Raw genomic sequence first — 15,935 nt, 5'->3', positions numbered from 1 at the left:
CGATTCTTATAAGGTCGGCGCGCAAAAAGGGCTGCACCATTTCGGGGTGCGATCCTAACCCACTCGTTGCCCGTCACAAAGGTTTCACGGGCAATTGTTATCAGGGTATGTAGGAAAAGACCCACGACGCTGCGATCAACCGCAGGGGTAGACACTTGCGCAACCTGACACGGCAATGGGTTGATATGTAAGCAGTTATGACTTTCAGTCGAGTTCTGCCAGCCAGGTGGTGTCCTTGAACCACTTGTCATGCAGCCGATCATAGGTCCCATCCTGGGCCACCTGGTTCAAGAAATGGTTGATCCAGTTAATGCTGTCGAAATCGCCCTTTTTTACGCCAAACGCCAAGGGTTCGAATGTAAACGGTTGTTCCAGCGCCAGCAGCGTGCCGTTCTCCGCCCGGTTCACCGCGATCAGGTTGTAGGGTGCGTCATGGATAAAGGCATCGGCCTCCCCCGCTACGACCTGGCGAACCCCTTCCTCCGGCGTGGCAAAACTACTCAGTCGGGCCGCCCCCAAAAACCGTTGAGCCGCTGCTTTGCCGGTGGTGCCCTCAGTGACAGCGACTCTGTAACCGGCATCGTCCAGGTCTTCAATACTGCTGACCTTGCCCGCCAGACGGGGGTGCAGCAGTACGCTCTGGCCCACCACGATGAAAGCGTCACTGAAGTTCAGCCTTAAGTTGCGCTCCTGAGTGACAGTCATACCACTGCCGATCAAGTCGAATTTTTTCGCCAGCAAGCCCGGCAACAGTTCGGTGTAGGGCATCACGACCAGTTCAAGTTCCACCCCCAGCGCCTGGCTCATCACGTTGAGCAGGTCAATTTCAAAGCCGACAATGCGCCCCTGTTTATCGGTCATTTCGAAAGGGATATAGGTGGGGGTGGTGCCAACCTTGAGCACACCACGCCGGACGGCGTCGTCAATCGCACCCGCGTGCACCTGGCTGATTTGAATCAATGCAGCAGCGCTGATAAGCAATGCCGAACAATACCTTTTGAGCATGAATCCCTCGCAGCCAAGAAAATTGGGGGGCGATCCTAACCTAGTCGCGGGCACGCAAATACGCCTCGGACGAGGGTCTTTTGTTTCGAAATAACAGGGCGTCAGGAAGACAAAGAAGAGGCGGGAAACGCTGTAGGACCAGCGCTTCGAACACCCCCGAGGTGAGCCCTCGGGGGTGTCTGAATCAGGCCGGTTGGGCCTGGGAGGACAGCGGTTGCAGCGGTAGCAACGGCGCGTGCGGGTCGGCCTTGATCGAATCACGCCAAGCGGCGAGCCACTCGGCATGTCCTTCGCTCCAGACCTGCTCGTGCAGGCGGGCAAGGGCCACCGGATCACTGAGCAAAGCCAGACGCTCACCGTTGTTGAGGCCGGCCGGGCCGACTTTCAACGCGTGACGCACACGTTCGATACGCAGGTACTCGATAGGCTCAGCCTCACGGTGACGCGAGGTCGCCAGGGCGCAGGCCAGGGCGTTCTGCTGAGGATCAACCACCGAACGCACGAACCCGTCATTGAGGGCGTGCCAACGGTTTTCATGGGTGTACTTCTCCGTCGACAGCAGGGCTTGCGGCGGGTTGTACTCCTCAGGAATCAGGAACAGGCTCTCGTCACGGGACTTGAGGCCCAGCTTGACCCGGCTGGAGATCACCGACACCGGGATCGACAGCATCAGCGAACCCACGATCGGCACCAGCCACCACAGGAAGCTTGGGTTCAGCCACACCACCAGCAGCGCCCACAGGAAGCCCAGCACGGTTTGCGGACCGTGCCGCTTGACCGCTTCACTCCACGGCGTGGAGTCGTCGTCACGCTGTGGCGAGTTCCAGGTCGCGGCCCAGCCGAGGAACGCGGCAAGGACGAAACGGGTGTGGAAGATCATGCGCACAGGCGCCAGCAGCATGGAAAACAGCATCTCCAGCAGCATCGACAAGGTCACCTTGAACTTGCCACCGAACTCTTTCGCGCCCTTGGCCCAGATCAGGATGATGCTCAGCAACTTAGGCAGGAACAGCAACACGATGGTGGTGGAGAACAGCGCCACCGCCTTGTCCGGATGCCATTGCGGCCACAGTGGGTACAGCTGGCGGGGAGCCATGAAGTACTGCGGCTCCATCAGCGTGTTCACCGCCAGCAAGGCTGTGGACAACACCAGGAACAGAAACCACAACGGTGCCGACAGGTAGGACATCACGCCGGTCAGGAACACCGCGCGGTGCACCGGGTGCATGCCTTTAACCAGGAACAGGCGGAAGTTCATCAGGTTACCGTGGCACCAGCGACGGTCACGCTTGAGTTCGTCCAGCAGGTTCGGCGGCAGTTCTTCGTAGCTGCCAGGCAGGTCGTAGGCAATCCACACGCCCCAGCCGGCACGGCGCATCAGCGCAGCTTCAACGAAGTCGTGGGACAGGATGGAGCCGGCGAACGCGCCTTTACCCGGCAACGGCGCCAGGGCGCAGTGCTCGATGAACGGCTTCATGCGGATGATCGCGTTATGACCCCAGTAGTGGGATTCGCCCAACTGCCAGAAGTGCAGGCCAGCGGTAAACAGCGGGCCGTACACACGAGTGGCGAATTGCTGCATGCGCGCATACAGGGTGTCCATGCCCGACGCACGGGGCGCGGTCTGGATAATCCCGGCATCCGGCGTGGCTTCCATCAAGCGCACCAGGCTGGTCAGGCATTCGCCGCTCATCACGGAGTCGGCGTCGAGCACGACCATGTACTTATAGTCACCGCCCCAGCGACGGCAGAAGTCGTCGAGGTTGCCGCTCTTGCGCTTTACGCGACGGCGACGGCGGCGATAGAAGATCTTGCCGAAACCACCGGCCTCGCGGCACACGTCGAGCCAGGCTTGCTGTTCGGCGATGCAGATGTCGGCGTCATTACTGTCGCTGAGCACGAAAAAGTCGAAGCGGTCCAGGTCACCGGTAGCGGCCACAGACTCAAACGTCGCACGCAAACCGGCGAATACACGCGGCACGTCTTCGTTGCAAATCGGCATCACCAGCGCGGTACGGGCGTCTTTCGGAATCGGCTCGTCGCCGGCACTTTTACCGGAGATACGGTATTTATCGTGTCCGGTAAGCAGTTCCAGAAAGCCCATCAAGGCGGTCCAGAAACCGGCCGACACCCAGCAGAACAAGATCCCGAACATGATCAGGATGCTGGTTTGCAGCGCGTAAGGCAGTACCTGAGTAGCGGTTTGCAGCAGGGTCTGGTTGCGGATCTCGTCGAAGTCGACCAGCGACCAGCCCTGGTACGGCATGATGCCTTTCATGTACCAGCCGGCAACGATGGTCTGGCCAAGCATCAGCACCAGCAGGATGTAGCGACGGATCGAACCCACGGTACGCCAGCGCGCGGCCGGCAATACGCGCTCATCTTTCGGCGGTGCCGGCGGATTGCTGCGGCCGGTGAGGCGGCGCCAGCCGCGCACCAGGATATTGGTACGCCAAGGCTCCGGCACCACACGGGTGCGCCGAATCGGTGGCGTGGCCTTGAGGCACACGCGACCGCTGGCGTCGAGCGCCAGCATTTCGGCGTCTTGCAGCTCCTCGGCGGTGCTAAGGGTCAAGCGGCGGCCAACCGACGCCTGGGCGGCGTCGACGGGCGCGTCAAAGGTTGCGGACGACAAACGCTCGTGCAACTCGGTGAAGGATGTGCAGCCCGCCAGTTCGGCGCGCTGCTCAGCGGTCATCGGGAGATGCGCCAGATACTCGGACAGAGTTTCTGGCTGGACTTGAGAATTACTCATCGGCAGGCAACTGATAGCTCCAGGTTTCGGTCAGGACTTGCTCGGTCTTGATCGGCTCCGGTGTGGCTGGGGCAGCTTCTGGCTGCTTGGCTTCCTTGTCTTTCGCGTCTTTCTTGGCCTGTTTCTCGTGTTGCTTGGCCAGGACCTTGTCAGCCTTGAGCACCTGGGTCGAAACCTTCTCCGGCTCTGGCTGCGGGATATCCTGAACCAGGGCAGCACGCATTTCGGTCGGTTTGCCTGCGTCTTTGATCTTCATGCGCAGGGTCAAACGCCAGCCTTTGGTGTGTTCGTTGTAACGCACGCTGTTTTCTACCACTTCAGCGTTGTCACCCACGCTCACCTGGCTGCGCACCGGGGCGTCCGGCAGGAGTTTCTTCAGGGACGGGCCTTCAAAGTCCACCAGGTAGGCGACGCTGCCATCAGGCTGACGGATCAGGTTGGACTGTTTCACATCACCCGTGGAACGCAGGGTCTGCTTGACCCAAGCGCTGTCCGGCGAGTGGAACGCGGCGTCGTCCAGAGTCCAGTGCAGGCGGTAGGCGACTTCCAGCGGCTCGCCGACTTTCGGCAGTACAGCCGGGCTCCAGAAGGCAACGATGTTGTCGTTGGTTTCGTCGGCGGTCGGGATCTCGACCAGATCGACGGAACCCTTGCCCCAATCACCTTCAGGCTCGATCCAGGCGCTTGGGCGCTTGTCGTAGTTGTCGTCCAGGTCTTCGTAGTGGCTGAAGTTGCGGCCGCGTTGCAGCAGGCCGAAACCACGCGGGTTCTCTACGGTGAAGTTGCTGACCGACAGGTGTTTAGGATTGTTCAGTGGGCGCCAGATCCACTCACCGTTACCGGCATGGATCGACAGACCGCTGGAGTCGTGCAGTTCGCGACGGTAGTTGAGCACCTTGGACGGCTGGTTTGCGCCGAACAGGAACATGCTCGTCAGCGGGGCAACGCCCAACTTGCTGACGTTGTCGCGCAGGAACATCTGGGATTTCACATCGACAACGGTGTCGGTGCCCGGACGCAGGATCAGGCGATAGGCGCCGGTCGCACGAGGGGAATCGAGCAGGGCAAAGATCACCAGGTGCTTGTCACCCGGTTTTGGACGTTCGATCCAAAACTCGGTAAAACGCGGGAACTCTTCACCAGACGGCAGCGCAGTATCGATCGCCATGCCACGGGCGGACAGGCCATACACCTGGTCCTTGCCGACGACACGGAAATAGCTCGCGCCGAGCATGGTCATGATTTCGTCTTGCTTGTCGCTCTTGTTGATCGGGAACAAGACACGGAAACCGGCATAACCCAGTTGTTCGGTTGCTTTCGGATCAAACTTCACATCGCCGAAATCGAAACGCGACGGGTCGTATTTGATTTCCTGCACGCTGTCAGCGGTGACTTCGTTGATTTTCACCGGTGTATCGAAATGCATACCCTGGTGATAGAAGGACAGCTTGAACGGGGTGTTCTGATCGGCCCATTCGGCTTTTTCGTTGCGGAAACGAATCTTCTGGTAGTCCGCGAACTTCATTTCGCGAAATTCGTTCGGCAGATTGCTGCGCGGAGCTTCGTATTTCTGCCCAGCCAGCTCTTTTGCCTTGGCCGACACATCATCCAGACTGAATGCCCACAGCTGACCCGCGCCGAACAGGCAAAACAGGGCTGAGCCCGTTACCAGTGCGTTTCGTAACCGTTTGGCAGACAATTTTGGTGCATTACAGGGACTAACAATCACGAGCAACCCTCGCCGAAAACAGATCAAAAAACCAACGGCCAGCTATCTATATGCCAGGTTGGCGAGCATTGTTCCGACTCCCCTGGGTCAAAATGATTCCCCAATGGATGTCGGACAAGTCTCTACCTAAATCAAAAATGGACCAAACAACGCTGATCCCCGTAGCGCGCGATTATCTAGTAGCCCGCGAGACAACGCATCAGGGGCAGCGAAGTATTTGTAGCGAAATCCTGCGTTTTTAGGCATTAAAAGTCGTTTTTAATACATTCAGGTCTGTAACAGAAAGGTCACAGGGCCATCATTGACCAAATGCACCTGCATATCGGCACCAAAACGCCCCGACGCCACCTTGCCATGCAATTGTTGCGCTTGTACCAGCAGGTGATCAAAAAGCGCCGCTCCCAGGGCCGGCGGGGCCGCTGTGGAGAAGCTTGGCCGCAGCCCGCTCTTGGTATCCGCCGCCAACGTAAACTGCGACACCAGCAGCAAACCACCGCCGATGTCCTTGAGCGACAGGTTCATCTTGCCCTCGTCGTCGCTGAACACACGGTAGTTGAGCAATTTGTGCAGCAACTTATCGGCGCTCTCCGGCGTATCTGAAGGCTCAACGGCCACCAGTACCAGCAATCCCTGGTCGATGGCACCGACGACTTCACCCTCGACCTCGACACGGGCGCCACACACCCGTTGCAACAGGCCCTTCATGCTTCTTCTGGCGGTAGATCAAGCAGGCGCCGTGCCATCTCACCGGTCGCGCGCACCAATGCATCGGTAATGCCGGGCTCGGACGCCGCATGGCCCGCCTCGCGGATCACCTGCAGTTCGCTGTTCGGCCAAGCCTGATGCAGCTCCCACGCGTTATCCAGCGGACAGATCATATCGTAGCGGCCGTGGATGATTACGCCAGGCAGATGGGCGATCTTGTGCATATCGCGAATCAGCTGGTTGGGTTCCAGAAAGGAATTATTGGTGAAGTAGTGGCATTCAATCCGCGCGATGGACAGGGCGCGCTGCGGCTCGGAAAAACGCTCCACATGCTGTGGGCTTGGGCACAGGCCCAGCATGCGACCTTCCCAGCCGGACCAAGCTTTGGCAGCGTGCATCTGGGCGATCTGGTCGTTACCGGTCAGGCGCTTGTGGTAGGCGGCAATCATATCGTGACGCTCGTCCGCAGGAATCGGCGCGAGGTAGTCCTGCCAGTAATCCGGGAACAAGCGGCTGGCGCCGGTTTGGTAGAACCATTCGATGTCCTGCGGTCGGGCCAGGAAAATGCCGCGCACGATCAGGCCATGCACACGCTCAGGGTGGGTTTGCGCGTAGGCCAGAGCCAGGGTCGAGCCCCAAGAGCCGCCGAACAACACCCATTTGTCGATGCCCAGGTGCTCGCGGATACGCTCAAGGTCGGCGACCAAGTCCCAGGTGGTGTTGTTTTCCAGACTGGCGCGGGGCGTGGAGCGCCCGCAACCACGCTGGTCGAAGGTGACAATGCGGTACAGATTAGGATCGAAATAGCAGCGACTCTGGGCGTCGCAACCGGAACCAGGGCCCCCGTGGATAAAGACGACAGGCAAGCCTTCGGGGGAGCCACTTTCATCGACATACAGGGTGTGGGTGTCATCGACTGCCAGATCGTGCCGGGCGTAGGGTTTGATCTGCGGGTACCAAGTCTGCATTGCGCGCTCCGTAGGGGGTCGGGTTCATCCCTGAGGGGACGTCTTTTATTTTGCCGTCTGGCACTATAAACCCGAATTGTGCAATGAGCATGTCCTTGAGCGCTTAGACCTGTGTCAGCCCTTCGCCCCTCCACGCCACCTGGAGATCAAATGTGGGAAGGGCTTGCTTCCGATAGCTGTTTCAGCAATACCTAGACTCACCGATAGCGCACTTGCCCCCAAGCCAACAAACCTTCCAGCAACTGCTTCAACACTACCCGCGTCGGCTCAGCCAAATCCGCGCGATAACGGAACGGCTCGAACTCCTCCATATAAGTGCTCTGGCACAACTCCAACTGCACCGCATGAATATCCTGCGCCGGGTCGCCGAAATGCCGGGTGATATGGCCGCCCTTGAAGCGCCCGTTCAGCACATGGGTGTACTGCGGATGGGCGGCGCAGATGGCTTCCAGCTGGCTGGCCAGTTCGGGATCGCAGGCGGCCCCGTTAAAGGTGCCGAGGTTGAAGTCCGGCAGTTTGCCGTCGAACAGGTGCGGGATCACAGAGCGGATCGAGTGTGCGTCGAACAACAGCGCGTAGCCGAACTCGGCCTTGAGCCGCGCCAGTTCCTCTTGCAGCGCGCGGTGATACGGGCCCCAGATCTTTTGCAGGTAAGTGGCGCGTTCTGCCTCGCTGGGCTCCAGGCCTTCACGAAACAGCGGCACACCCTCAAATAGCGTGGCCGGGTACAAGCCGGTGGTGGCGCCGGCGTACAGCGGCTTGTCGTCGGACGGCCGGTTGAGGTCGATGACAAAGCGCGAGTACTCCGCCGAGAGAGTGCTGGCGCCGAGCTCTTCGGCAAAGTCATACAGCGTGGGGATATGCCAATCGGTGTCCGGCAGGCTTTGCGCCTCGGGGATCAACCCGGCTTCGACCGCAGGTGTCAAACGCACGCCGGCGTGGGGCATGCTGATCAGCAGCGGGGTGCGGCCTTGTTTGAAATTCAGAACCTTATCCACAACAGCACTCCTTAAACAGTGACATCGACGCCATGGCGCACGACGCGTTTATCCAGCTCGCCGCCCAGCCAGTAGGCGAGGTCGGCGGGACGATCAATCTGCCACGCTACAAAATCCGCCACTTTGCCCACTTCCAGTGAGCCATGGGTAGCGCCCATGCCCAATGCGGTGGCCGCATGTTGCGTGACGCCGGCCAGGGCCTCTTCCGGGGTCATGCGGAACAGAGTGCAGGCCATGTTGAGCATCAGGCGCACCGAAAGTGCCGGCGAGGTGCCAGGGTTGAGATCACTGGCGATGGCGATTTTCACGCCGTGTTTGCGCAGGGCCTCCATCGGTGGCAACTGGGTTTCGCGCAGGAAGTAGAACGCCCCTGGCAGCAGCACGGCGACAGTGCCGGATGCAGCCATGGCAATGGCGTCTTCTTCGGTCATGAATTCCAGGTGGTCCGCCGACAACGCGTGATAACGCGCCGCCAGGCTGGAGCCGTGCAACGACGAGAGTTGCTCGGCGTGCAGTTTTACCGGCAGGCCCAACTTCTGGGCGACCTTGAACACGCGCTCCACTTGCTCAGTGGAAAACGCCAGGTATTCGCAGAAGGCATCCACAGCGTCCACCAGCCCTTCCGCCGCCAGGGCCGGTAGCATCTCGCTGCAGATATGCTCGATGTAGTCGTCGGCGCGGTCCTTGTACTCCGGCGGTAACGCATGGGCCGCCAGGCAGGTGGCGCGCACGCTGACCGGCAGCTCATCGCCGAGACGCCGGGCTACGCGCAACATCTTGCGTTCGTTGGCCAGGTCCAGGCCGTAGCCGGATTTGATCTCCACTGTGGTCACGCCGTCGCGCAGCAGACTGCGCAGGCGCTTGCGGGCGCTGTCGAACAGTTCATCCTCGCTGGCGGCGCGGGTGGCGCGCACGGTGCTGGCGATACCGCCGCCCTTGGCCGCGATCTCGGCATAGCTAACGCCCTCAAGGCGCTGCTCGAATTCGCCACTGCGATTGCCACCAAACACCGTGTGGGTGTGGCAGTCGATCAGCCCGGGAGTGACCCACGCGCCTTGCAGGTCATGCACGTGGGCGTAGTCCGCCGTCGGCACTTGGCTGCGCGGGCCGATCCACTCGATGAGTGAGCCGGCAGTGACCATGGCAGCATCCTCAATGATCGAGTAGTTACCTTGAGCCATGGTTGCAACGTGGCAGTGTTGCCAAAGGGTTTTCATCAACGCCTCCCTAAGTTATCGATGAGACACAGCCGGGTCGTATTGGACGTTGGCCGTTTGCCCGGCGGCGGGTTTGACCCACAGCAGGTAGGCAACGACCAGCAGCACGATCCACACGGCGCCGACCAGCAAGGCCGCCTGGGTGTCCGGGAAGTAACCCAGCACACCAAACACAAACAGCATGAATACGATGGCAGCCGCCGGCGCATAGGGCCAGAACGGCACCGGGAATTTCAGCTCAGCGACCTGTTCTTTAGTCATCGAGCGACGCATGGCGACCTGGGTGAACAGAATCATCAGCCATACCCACACGGTGGCGAAGGTGGCAATCGAGGCAATCACCAGGAACACGTTTTCCGGGATCAGGTAGTTGAGCAGCACGCCGCCGAGCAGCGCTGCGCCCATCACCACCACGGTCATCCATGGCACGCCCTGTTTGGACAACTGGGCAAAACCCTTGGGCGCCTGCCCTTGCTGGGCGAGGCCGTACATCATGCGCCCGGCACCGAAGATGTCGCTGTTGATCGCCGAGACTGCCGCCGAGATCACCACAATATTGAGAATGGTCGCCGCCGAGCCTATGCCGAGGTTACTGAATATCTGCACGAACGGGCTGCCCTGGCTGCCGATCTGGGGCCATGGGTAGATAGCCATCAGCACAAACAGGGTCAGCACGTAGAACAATAGGATGCGCAGCGGCACGGCGTTGATCGCCTTGGGAATTACGCGCTGCGGGTCTTTGGCTTCGCCAGCGGTGATGCCGATGATTTCGATACCGCCGAAGGCGAACATCACCACCGCGAACGAGGCGATCAGGCCGCCAACACCGTTAGGCATAAAGCCGCCGTGGGCCCACAGGTTGCTCAGGCCGCTGGCCTGGGTCTCGCCCGCCGAATGGATACCGAACAGCATGATGCCGAAGCCGCCGAGAATCATCGCGACAATCGCGCCGACCTTGAGCAGCGACAGCCAGAACTCCATCTCGCCAAAGACTTTGACGTTACACAGGTTCAGGCCGCCGATCAGAAACACAATGCCGAGCACCCAGACCCAGCGCGCGACGTCGGGAAACCAGAAGCCCATATAGATGCCGAACGCGGTGACGTCGGCGAGGCAGACGATGATCATTTCAAACGCGTAGGTCCAGCCGAGAATAAACCCGGCCATGGGGCCCAGATAGGTGCTGGCGTACTGGCCGAAGGAACCGGACACCGGGTTGTGCACGGCCATTTCACCGAGGGCGCGCATCACCATGAAAACCGCGGCGCCGCCGATCAGGTAGGCCAGCAGCACGGCAGGGCCGGCCATCTGGATAGCCGAGGCGGAGCCATAGAACAGCCCGGTGCCGATGGCCGACCCCAGTGCCATGAAGCGAATATGTCGGGCACTTAAGCCACGTTTCAAACCCTTTTCTTGCTGGTGCATTTCTCGTCCTTAATTATTTTTATCCTGAGAAAATTAAAAGCCGCGCTCATGACAACTGCTTTTTTTGTGGTGAGCGGGCTTGCCCCGCGCTGGGGTGCGAAGCAACCCCAAATCCGGCTACCGCATTTCACTTGGAGAAATGCGGTGACTGTAGGAGGGGCTGCTACGCAGCCCAGCGCGGGGCAAGCTCGCTCACTACAGAGAGCGAGTGTCGCTTACAGGCTCGGCAGCAACTTCGCCGGCACCAGGTCATTCAGGCAGCGGCTGGCGAGCAGTTCGCTGGCGGCGATGATGTCCGGGGCGAAGAAGCGATCCTTGTCGTAGAACCCCACTTTGGCGCGTAGGACGCCACGGGCTTTTTCCAGTTTCGGCGAGGTTTTCAGGCCTTCGCGCAAGTCCAGGCCCTGGCACGCGGCCAGCCATTCCACGGCGAGGATGCCACGGGTGTTCTCGGCCATTTCCCACAGGCGCTTGCCGGCAGCAGGTGCCATCGACACATGGTCTTCCTGGTTGGCTGAAGTCGGAATGCTGTCGACACTATGGGGATGGGCCAGCGCCTTGTTCTCGCTGGCGAGCGCGGCGGCGGTCACCTGGGCGATCATGAAACCGGAGTTCACCCCGCCATTGCCCACCAGGAACGGCGGCAATTGCGACATGTGTTTGTCCATCATCAACGAGATACGACGCTCACTGAGGGAACCGATTTCGGCGATGGCCAGCGCCATGTTGTCAGCGGCCATAGCCACTGGTTCGGCGTGGAAGTTACCGCCGGAAATCACATCGCCTTCGGCGGCGAACACCAGCGGGTTATCCGATACGGCGTTGGCTTCGACCACCAGCACTTCAGCGGCCTGGCGGAACTGGGTCAGGCACGCGCCCATGACCTGAGGCTGGCAGCGCAGGGAGTACGGGTCTTGCACTTTGTCGCAGTTCTGGTGCGACTGGGAGACCTCGCTGCTTTCGCCGAGCAGGTCGCGGTAAGCGGCAGCCGAATCGATTTGCCCACGCTGGCCGCGTGCGGCATGAATACGCGCGTCGAACGGCGAGCGCGAGCCCAGCACTGCTTCGACGGTAAGGCCACCACAGGCCAGGGCGCCTGCGAACAGGTCTTCGCCTTCGAACAGGCCGCGCAGGGCATAAGCAGTGGACACCTGGGTACCGTTGAGCAACGCCAGGCCTTCTTTAGCCGCGAGGGTCAGCGGCGTGAGGCCGGCGACTTTCAGCGCTTCAGTCGCTTCCAGCCATTCACCTTTGTAGCGCGCCTTGCCTTCGCCCAGCAGCACCAGGGACATATGGGCCAGCGGCGCCAAGTCACCGGACGCACCGACCGAGCCTTTCAACGGAATATGCGGGTAAACCTCGGCGTTGATCAGCGCGATCAGCGCGTCGATCACTTGCCGACGAATCCCGGAGAACCCACGGCTCAGGCTGTTGACCTTGAGCACCATGACCAGCCGCACCAGCGCATCGCTGATCGGCTCACCGACGCCGGCGGCATGGGACAGCACCAGGGAACGCTGGAGGTTTTCCAGGTCTTCGCTGGCGATACGGGTCGAGGCCAGCAGGCCGAAACCGGTGTTGATGCCGTAGGCAGTGCGGTTCGCAGCGAGAATCTGCTCCACGCAGGCAACGCTGGCTTCGATCTGGGCTGAAGCGCTGTCATCCAGACTGAGGGTCACCGGCTGCTGGTAGATGGCCCGCAGTTGGGCAAGGCTCAGTTGGCCTGGAATCAGATTTAACGCAGTCACATTCATACTCCTTGTGAATTGTTCTTTCGAATATTTCTGTTGAATAAGGGTTCAGTGCACATTGGGTAATGCGGTGTCTTTGAGCAGCTTGGCGGCAGCTGCAATGTCCGGCGCCAGCCAGCGGTCCTGCTCGTATGCGGGGACCACTTCACGTAACAATCGCCAAGCGCGGTCGGTACCCGCGCCGAAACGCTGGGCCTTCAAAAACTCAAAGGCCTGGGCCGCCAGCAAGTACTCGATGGCAAGAATCTGGGTGACGTTGGCCAGCAGTTGATGCAGCTTCAGCGCGGCATTGGTGCCCATGCTCAAGTGGTCTTCCTGCAGCCCCGAGGTGACGAAATTATCGAGCACCGCCGGTTGCGCCAGCTGGCGGTTTTGCCCGCACAGTGATGCGGCGACGTATTGCACGATCATCATTCCGGAGTTGACCCCTGGGTTGCTCACCAGGAACGCCGGCAAGCCACTGACGTGCGGGTTGATCAAACGGTCCAGGCGGCGTTCGGCAACCGAGCCGATTTCGGCCATGGCGATGGCGAGCATATCGGCGGCCAGGGCGACGGACTGGCCGTGCGGATTGGCCTGGGACACTACGCGGTACTCGTCCGGCGTGCCAAGCACCAACGGGTTGTCAGTGGCGCTGTTGAGTTCAGTCTCGATCTGGCGGGTGGCGTGCTCCACCTGGTCGCGCGCCGCGCCGTGGATCTGCGGGATCGAGCGGATGCTCAGGGCGTCCTGTGTGCGGAGGCCTTTGCTGCTGGCGATCACTTCACTGCCGTCGAGCAAGGCACGCAGGTTGACGCCAACGTGCTGCATGCCGGGGTGCGGCTTGAGGGCGATGATTTCTTCATCAAAGGCGTCGATCTGGCCACGCTGGGCTTCGAAACTCATGGCGCCGATCACGTCGGCCCACTGCAGCAAGTGATGGGCGTCGGCCAAGGCCAGGCAGCTCAAACCGGTCATGCACGGCGTGCCGTTGACCAGGCACAGGCCGTCTTTGGCGCCGAGTACCACGGGCTGCAAACCTTCTGCCTGCAAGGCTTCCTGCGCCGTCACGATCTGGCCGCGATAACTCACCGTACCGACACCCAACAAAGCGACACCGACGTGGGCCATGTGAGTCAGGTAACCCACCGAACCTTGGGACGGCACCTGTGGCGTGATGCCGTGGTTAAGCAGCGCCAGCAACGAACGTACGACCTGCGGATGCAGGCCGGATTTTCCGTGACTGTAATTGATGACCGCGGCGCAGATAATCGCCCGGGTCTGCTCATCGCTCAGTACCGGGCCGACGCCACAGGCGTGACTCAACAGGGTATTGCGCGACAGCTGGCTGAGTTGCTCGCCCGCAAGCGACACGTTGCACAGCGCGCCCAGGCCGGTGTTCACGCCATACGCGCGTTCGCCGCTGGTGACGATGCGCTGCACGATGGCTTGGGCATTGTCGATGCGGGCCCAGGCTTGGCCCGAGAGTTCCAGCACCGCGCCGTGGCGGGCCACGGCGACCACGTCCTGCCAGCGCAGAGGGGTGTCGGCGATGGTGATTTTTGTTGCCTGGGGCATTGTTGACCTCTTCATATTCTCTACCGCTTTGCCGGCCTCATCGGGGGCAAGCCCCCTCCCACATTTTGAACGGTGAACATCTTCAAAGGTGGGAGGGAGCTTGCTCCCGATAGGGCCAGCAGCCTCACCACAGAATCTGGATCAGACCACCGCCGCCCGCCGCTGAACAAACCGGTCCACGTACTCATCCGCCGGTGAATGGAGGATCTCCCGAGGCGTGCCGACCTGGATCAACTTGCCGTCCTTGAGGATCGCAATGCGGTTACCAATGCGCACGGCCTCGTCGAGGTCGTGGGTGATGAAGACGATGGTCTTGTGCAGGGTCTTTTGCAGCTCCAGCAATTGGTCCTGCATCTCGGCGCGAATCAGTGGGTCGAGGGCGCTGAAGGCTTCGTCCATCAGGATGATGTCCGTGTCGGCAGCCAACGCACGGGCCAGGCCGACGCGCTGGCGCATGCCGCCGGAGAGCTGGTGCGGGTATTTGTTTTCGTATCCTTTGAGGCCCACGGTTTCGATCCAGTGCAGCGCGCGTTCGGCGCACACCTGCTTAGTTTCGCCACGCACCTTGAGGCCGTAAGCGACGTTGTCGAGCACGCTCTTGTGGGGCAGCAGGCCGAAGCTCTGGAACACCATGCTGATCTTGTGCCGACGGAATTGTCGCAGGGCGTCCATGTCCAGTTGCAGGATGTCTTCGCCGTCCACGAGGATCGCGCCGCTGGTGGGGTCGATCAGGCGATTGAAGTGACGTACCAATGTGGATTTACCGGAACCCGACAGGCCCATGATCACGAAGATCTCACCAGTACCGATGCTCAGGGACAGGTCGTTGACGCCGACCACGCAACCGGTCTCGGCCAACACTTGGTCCTTGGTCTTGCCCTGCCCGATCATCGCCAGCGCTTCCTTGGAACGCGCGCCAAAGATCTTGAAGACGTTTCTGACTTCGATTTTGCTGACAGTCGTCATTTGCTCGCCTCATGCCGTGGGCGGCCATAGGCCTGGGTAATGCGGTCGATGACCACTGCAAGAATCACGATCGCCAGCCCGGCTTCAAGGCCACGGCCAACGTTGAGGGTCTGGATGCCGACGAGCACGTCTTCACCCAAGCCACGGGCGCCGATCATCGAGGCGATCACCACCATCGACAACGCCATCATGGTGGTCTGGTTGATGCCGGCCATGATGCTCGGCAGCGCCAACGGCAGTTGCACGCCAAACAGTTGCTGCCAGCGGTTGGCACCGAAGGCGTTGATGGCCTCCATAACTTCGCCATCCACTTGGCGGATGCCCAAATCGGTGAGGCGAATCAACGGCGGCGCGGCGTAGATCACCGTGGCAAAAATCGCCGGCACCTTGCCCAGGCCGAACAGCATCAGCACCGGGATCAGGTACACGAAGCTGGGCATGGTTTGCATGATGTCGAGCAGCGGCATCAACACCGAACGCAGGCGATTACTGCGCGCCGAGAGGATGCCCAACGGAATGCCGATCAACACCGAAATCACCGTGGCAACCATCATCAAGGCCAGGGTCTGCATCAGCTTGTCCCATAGGCCAACCGCGCCTACCAAGAACAGCAAACCGACGATGACCGCCGTAGTGACTACTTTGCGGGTAGCGTGCCAGGCCACGCCGCCGACGATGGCCAGCATCAGCCACCAAGGGGCGGCGCGCAGCAGGCCTTCCAGGTTGACGATGGCCCACAGCAGCGTGTCGGAGATCTGCCGGAACACATCGCCGTAGTTGGTAACCAGTGAATCCACCCAACCGTTAACCCAGTCGGCAATGGAAAACGTAAAACTCTCAGGAAACATAGCGTGCTCTC

At 60.6% G+C, this 15,935-nt stretch carries 11 protein-coding genes and 1 pseudogene; all 12 read right to left on the bottom strand.

What is annotated here, in order from left to right; all coding sequences use genetic code 11:
* Nucleotides 1-204: 204 nt before the first annotated feature.
* Nucleotides 205-1,005 (bottom strand): transporter substrate-binding domain-containing protein, encoded by an 801-nt coding sequence (locus AOA61_RS14365; protein WP_099602004.1) that lies wholly within the window; start codon nt 1,003-1,005, stop codon nt 205-207.
* Nucleotides 1,006-1,187: 182 nt separating this feature from the next.
* Nucleotides 1,188-3,760: pseudogene (gene mdoH, locus AOA61_RS14360) on the bottom strand (glucans biosynthesis glucosyltransferase MdoH); the annotation flags it as partial.
* Nucleotides 3,753-5,489, bottom strand: a complete 1,737-nt coding sequence (locus AOA61_RS14355; RefSeq protein WP_032890634.1) for a glucan biosynthesis protein G — start codon at nt 5,487-5,489, stop codon at nt 3,753-3,755. The pseudogene mdoH and the gene AOA61_RS14355, both read right to left, overlap by 8 nt.
* A gap of 267 nt (nt 5,490-5,756) precedes the next feature.
* Complete coding sequence (gene dtd / locus AOA61_RS14350; RefSeq protein ID WP_099602003.1) at nt 5,757-6,194, bottom strand: D-aminoacyl-tRNA deacylase; 438 nt, start codon at nt 6,192-6,194, stop codon at nt 5,757-5,759.
* Nucleotides 6,191-7,162 carry a prolyl aminopeptidase gene (gene pip / locus AOA61_RS14345; protein ID WP_032890191.1) on the bottom strand — a complete coding sequence of 324 codons (972 nt, stop codon included), beginning with the start codon at nt 7,160-7,162 and terminating at the stop codon, nt 6,191-6,193. Before pip ends, dtd begins: the two co-directional genes overlap by 4 nt.
* Before the next feature lie 197 nt (nt 7,163-7,359).
* A complete protein-coding gene (hutG, locus tag AOA61_RS14340; protein ID WP_099602002.1) occupies nt 7,360-8,160 on the bottom strand; it encodes an N-formylglutamate deformylase in 801 nt (266 codons plus the stop codon).
* A gap of 11 nt (nt 8,161-8,171) precedes the next feature.
* Nucleotides 8,172-9,377 carry an imidazolonepropionase gene (gene hutI, locus AOA61_RS14335; protein ID WP_099602001.1) on the bottom strand — a complete coding sequence of 402 codons (1,206 nt, stop codon included), beginning with the start codon at nt 9,375-9,377 and terminating at the stop codon, nt 8,172-8,174.
* Between the two features lie 15 nt (nt 9,378-9,392).
* On the bottom strand, nt 9,393-10,802 hold the full coding sequence (locus AOA61_RS14330) for an amino acid permease (RefSeq protein ID WP_032890178.1): 1,410 nt from the start codon (nt 10,800-10,802) through the stop codon (nt 9,393-9,395).
* Between the two features lie 215 nt (nt 10,803-11,017).
* Entirely contained in the window at nt 11,018-12,556 is a 1,539-nt protein-coding gene (gene hutH / locus AOA61_RS14325) for a histidine ammonia-lyase (protein ID WP_099602000.1), read from the bottom strand.
* A 45-nt stretch (nt 12,557-12,601) separates the two neighbouring features.
* A complete protein-coding gene (hutH, locus tag AOA61_RS14320; protein ID WP_099601999.1) occupies nt 12,602-14,110 on the bottom strand; it encodes a histidine ammonia-lyase in 1,509 nt (502 codons plus the stop codon).
* A 141-nt stretch (nt 14,111-14,251) separates the two neighbouring features.
* Nucleotides 14,252-15,076 (bottom strand): glycine betaine/L-proline ABC transporter ATP-binding protein, encoded by an 825-nt coding sequence (locus AOA61_RS14315; RefSeq protein WP_050442867.1) that lies wholly within the window; start codon nt 15,074-15,076, stop codon nt 14,252-14,254.
* Entirely contained in the window at nt 15,073-15,924 is an 852-nt protein-coding gene (locus AOA61_RS14310) for a proline/glycine betaine ABC transporter permease (RefSeq protein WP_032890174.1), read from the bottom strand. Before AOA61_RS14310 ends, AOA61_RS14315 begins: the two co-directional genes overlap by 4 nt.
* Between the last annotated feature and the right edge of the window lie 11 nt (nt 15,925-15,935).

Source organism: Pseudomonas sp. 2995-1 (genome assembly GCF_002742505.1).
Classification (GTDB): Bacteria; Pseudomonadota; Gammaproteobacteria; order Pseudomonadales; family Pseudomonadaceae; genus Aquipseudomonas; species Aquipseudomonas sivasensis.
The sequence above is the reverse complement of the archived record's forward strand: the minus strand, read 5'-3'. Positions and strand labels throughout refer to the sequence as shown.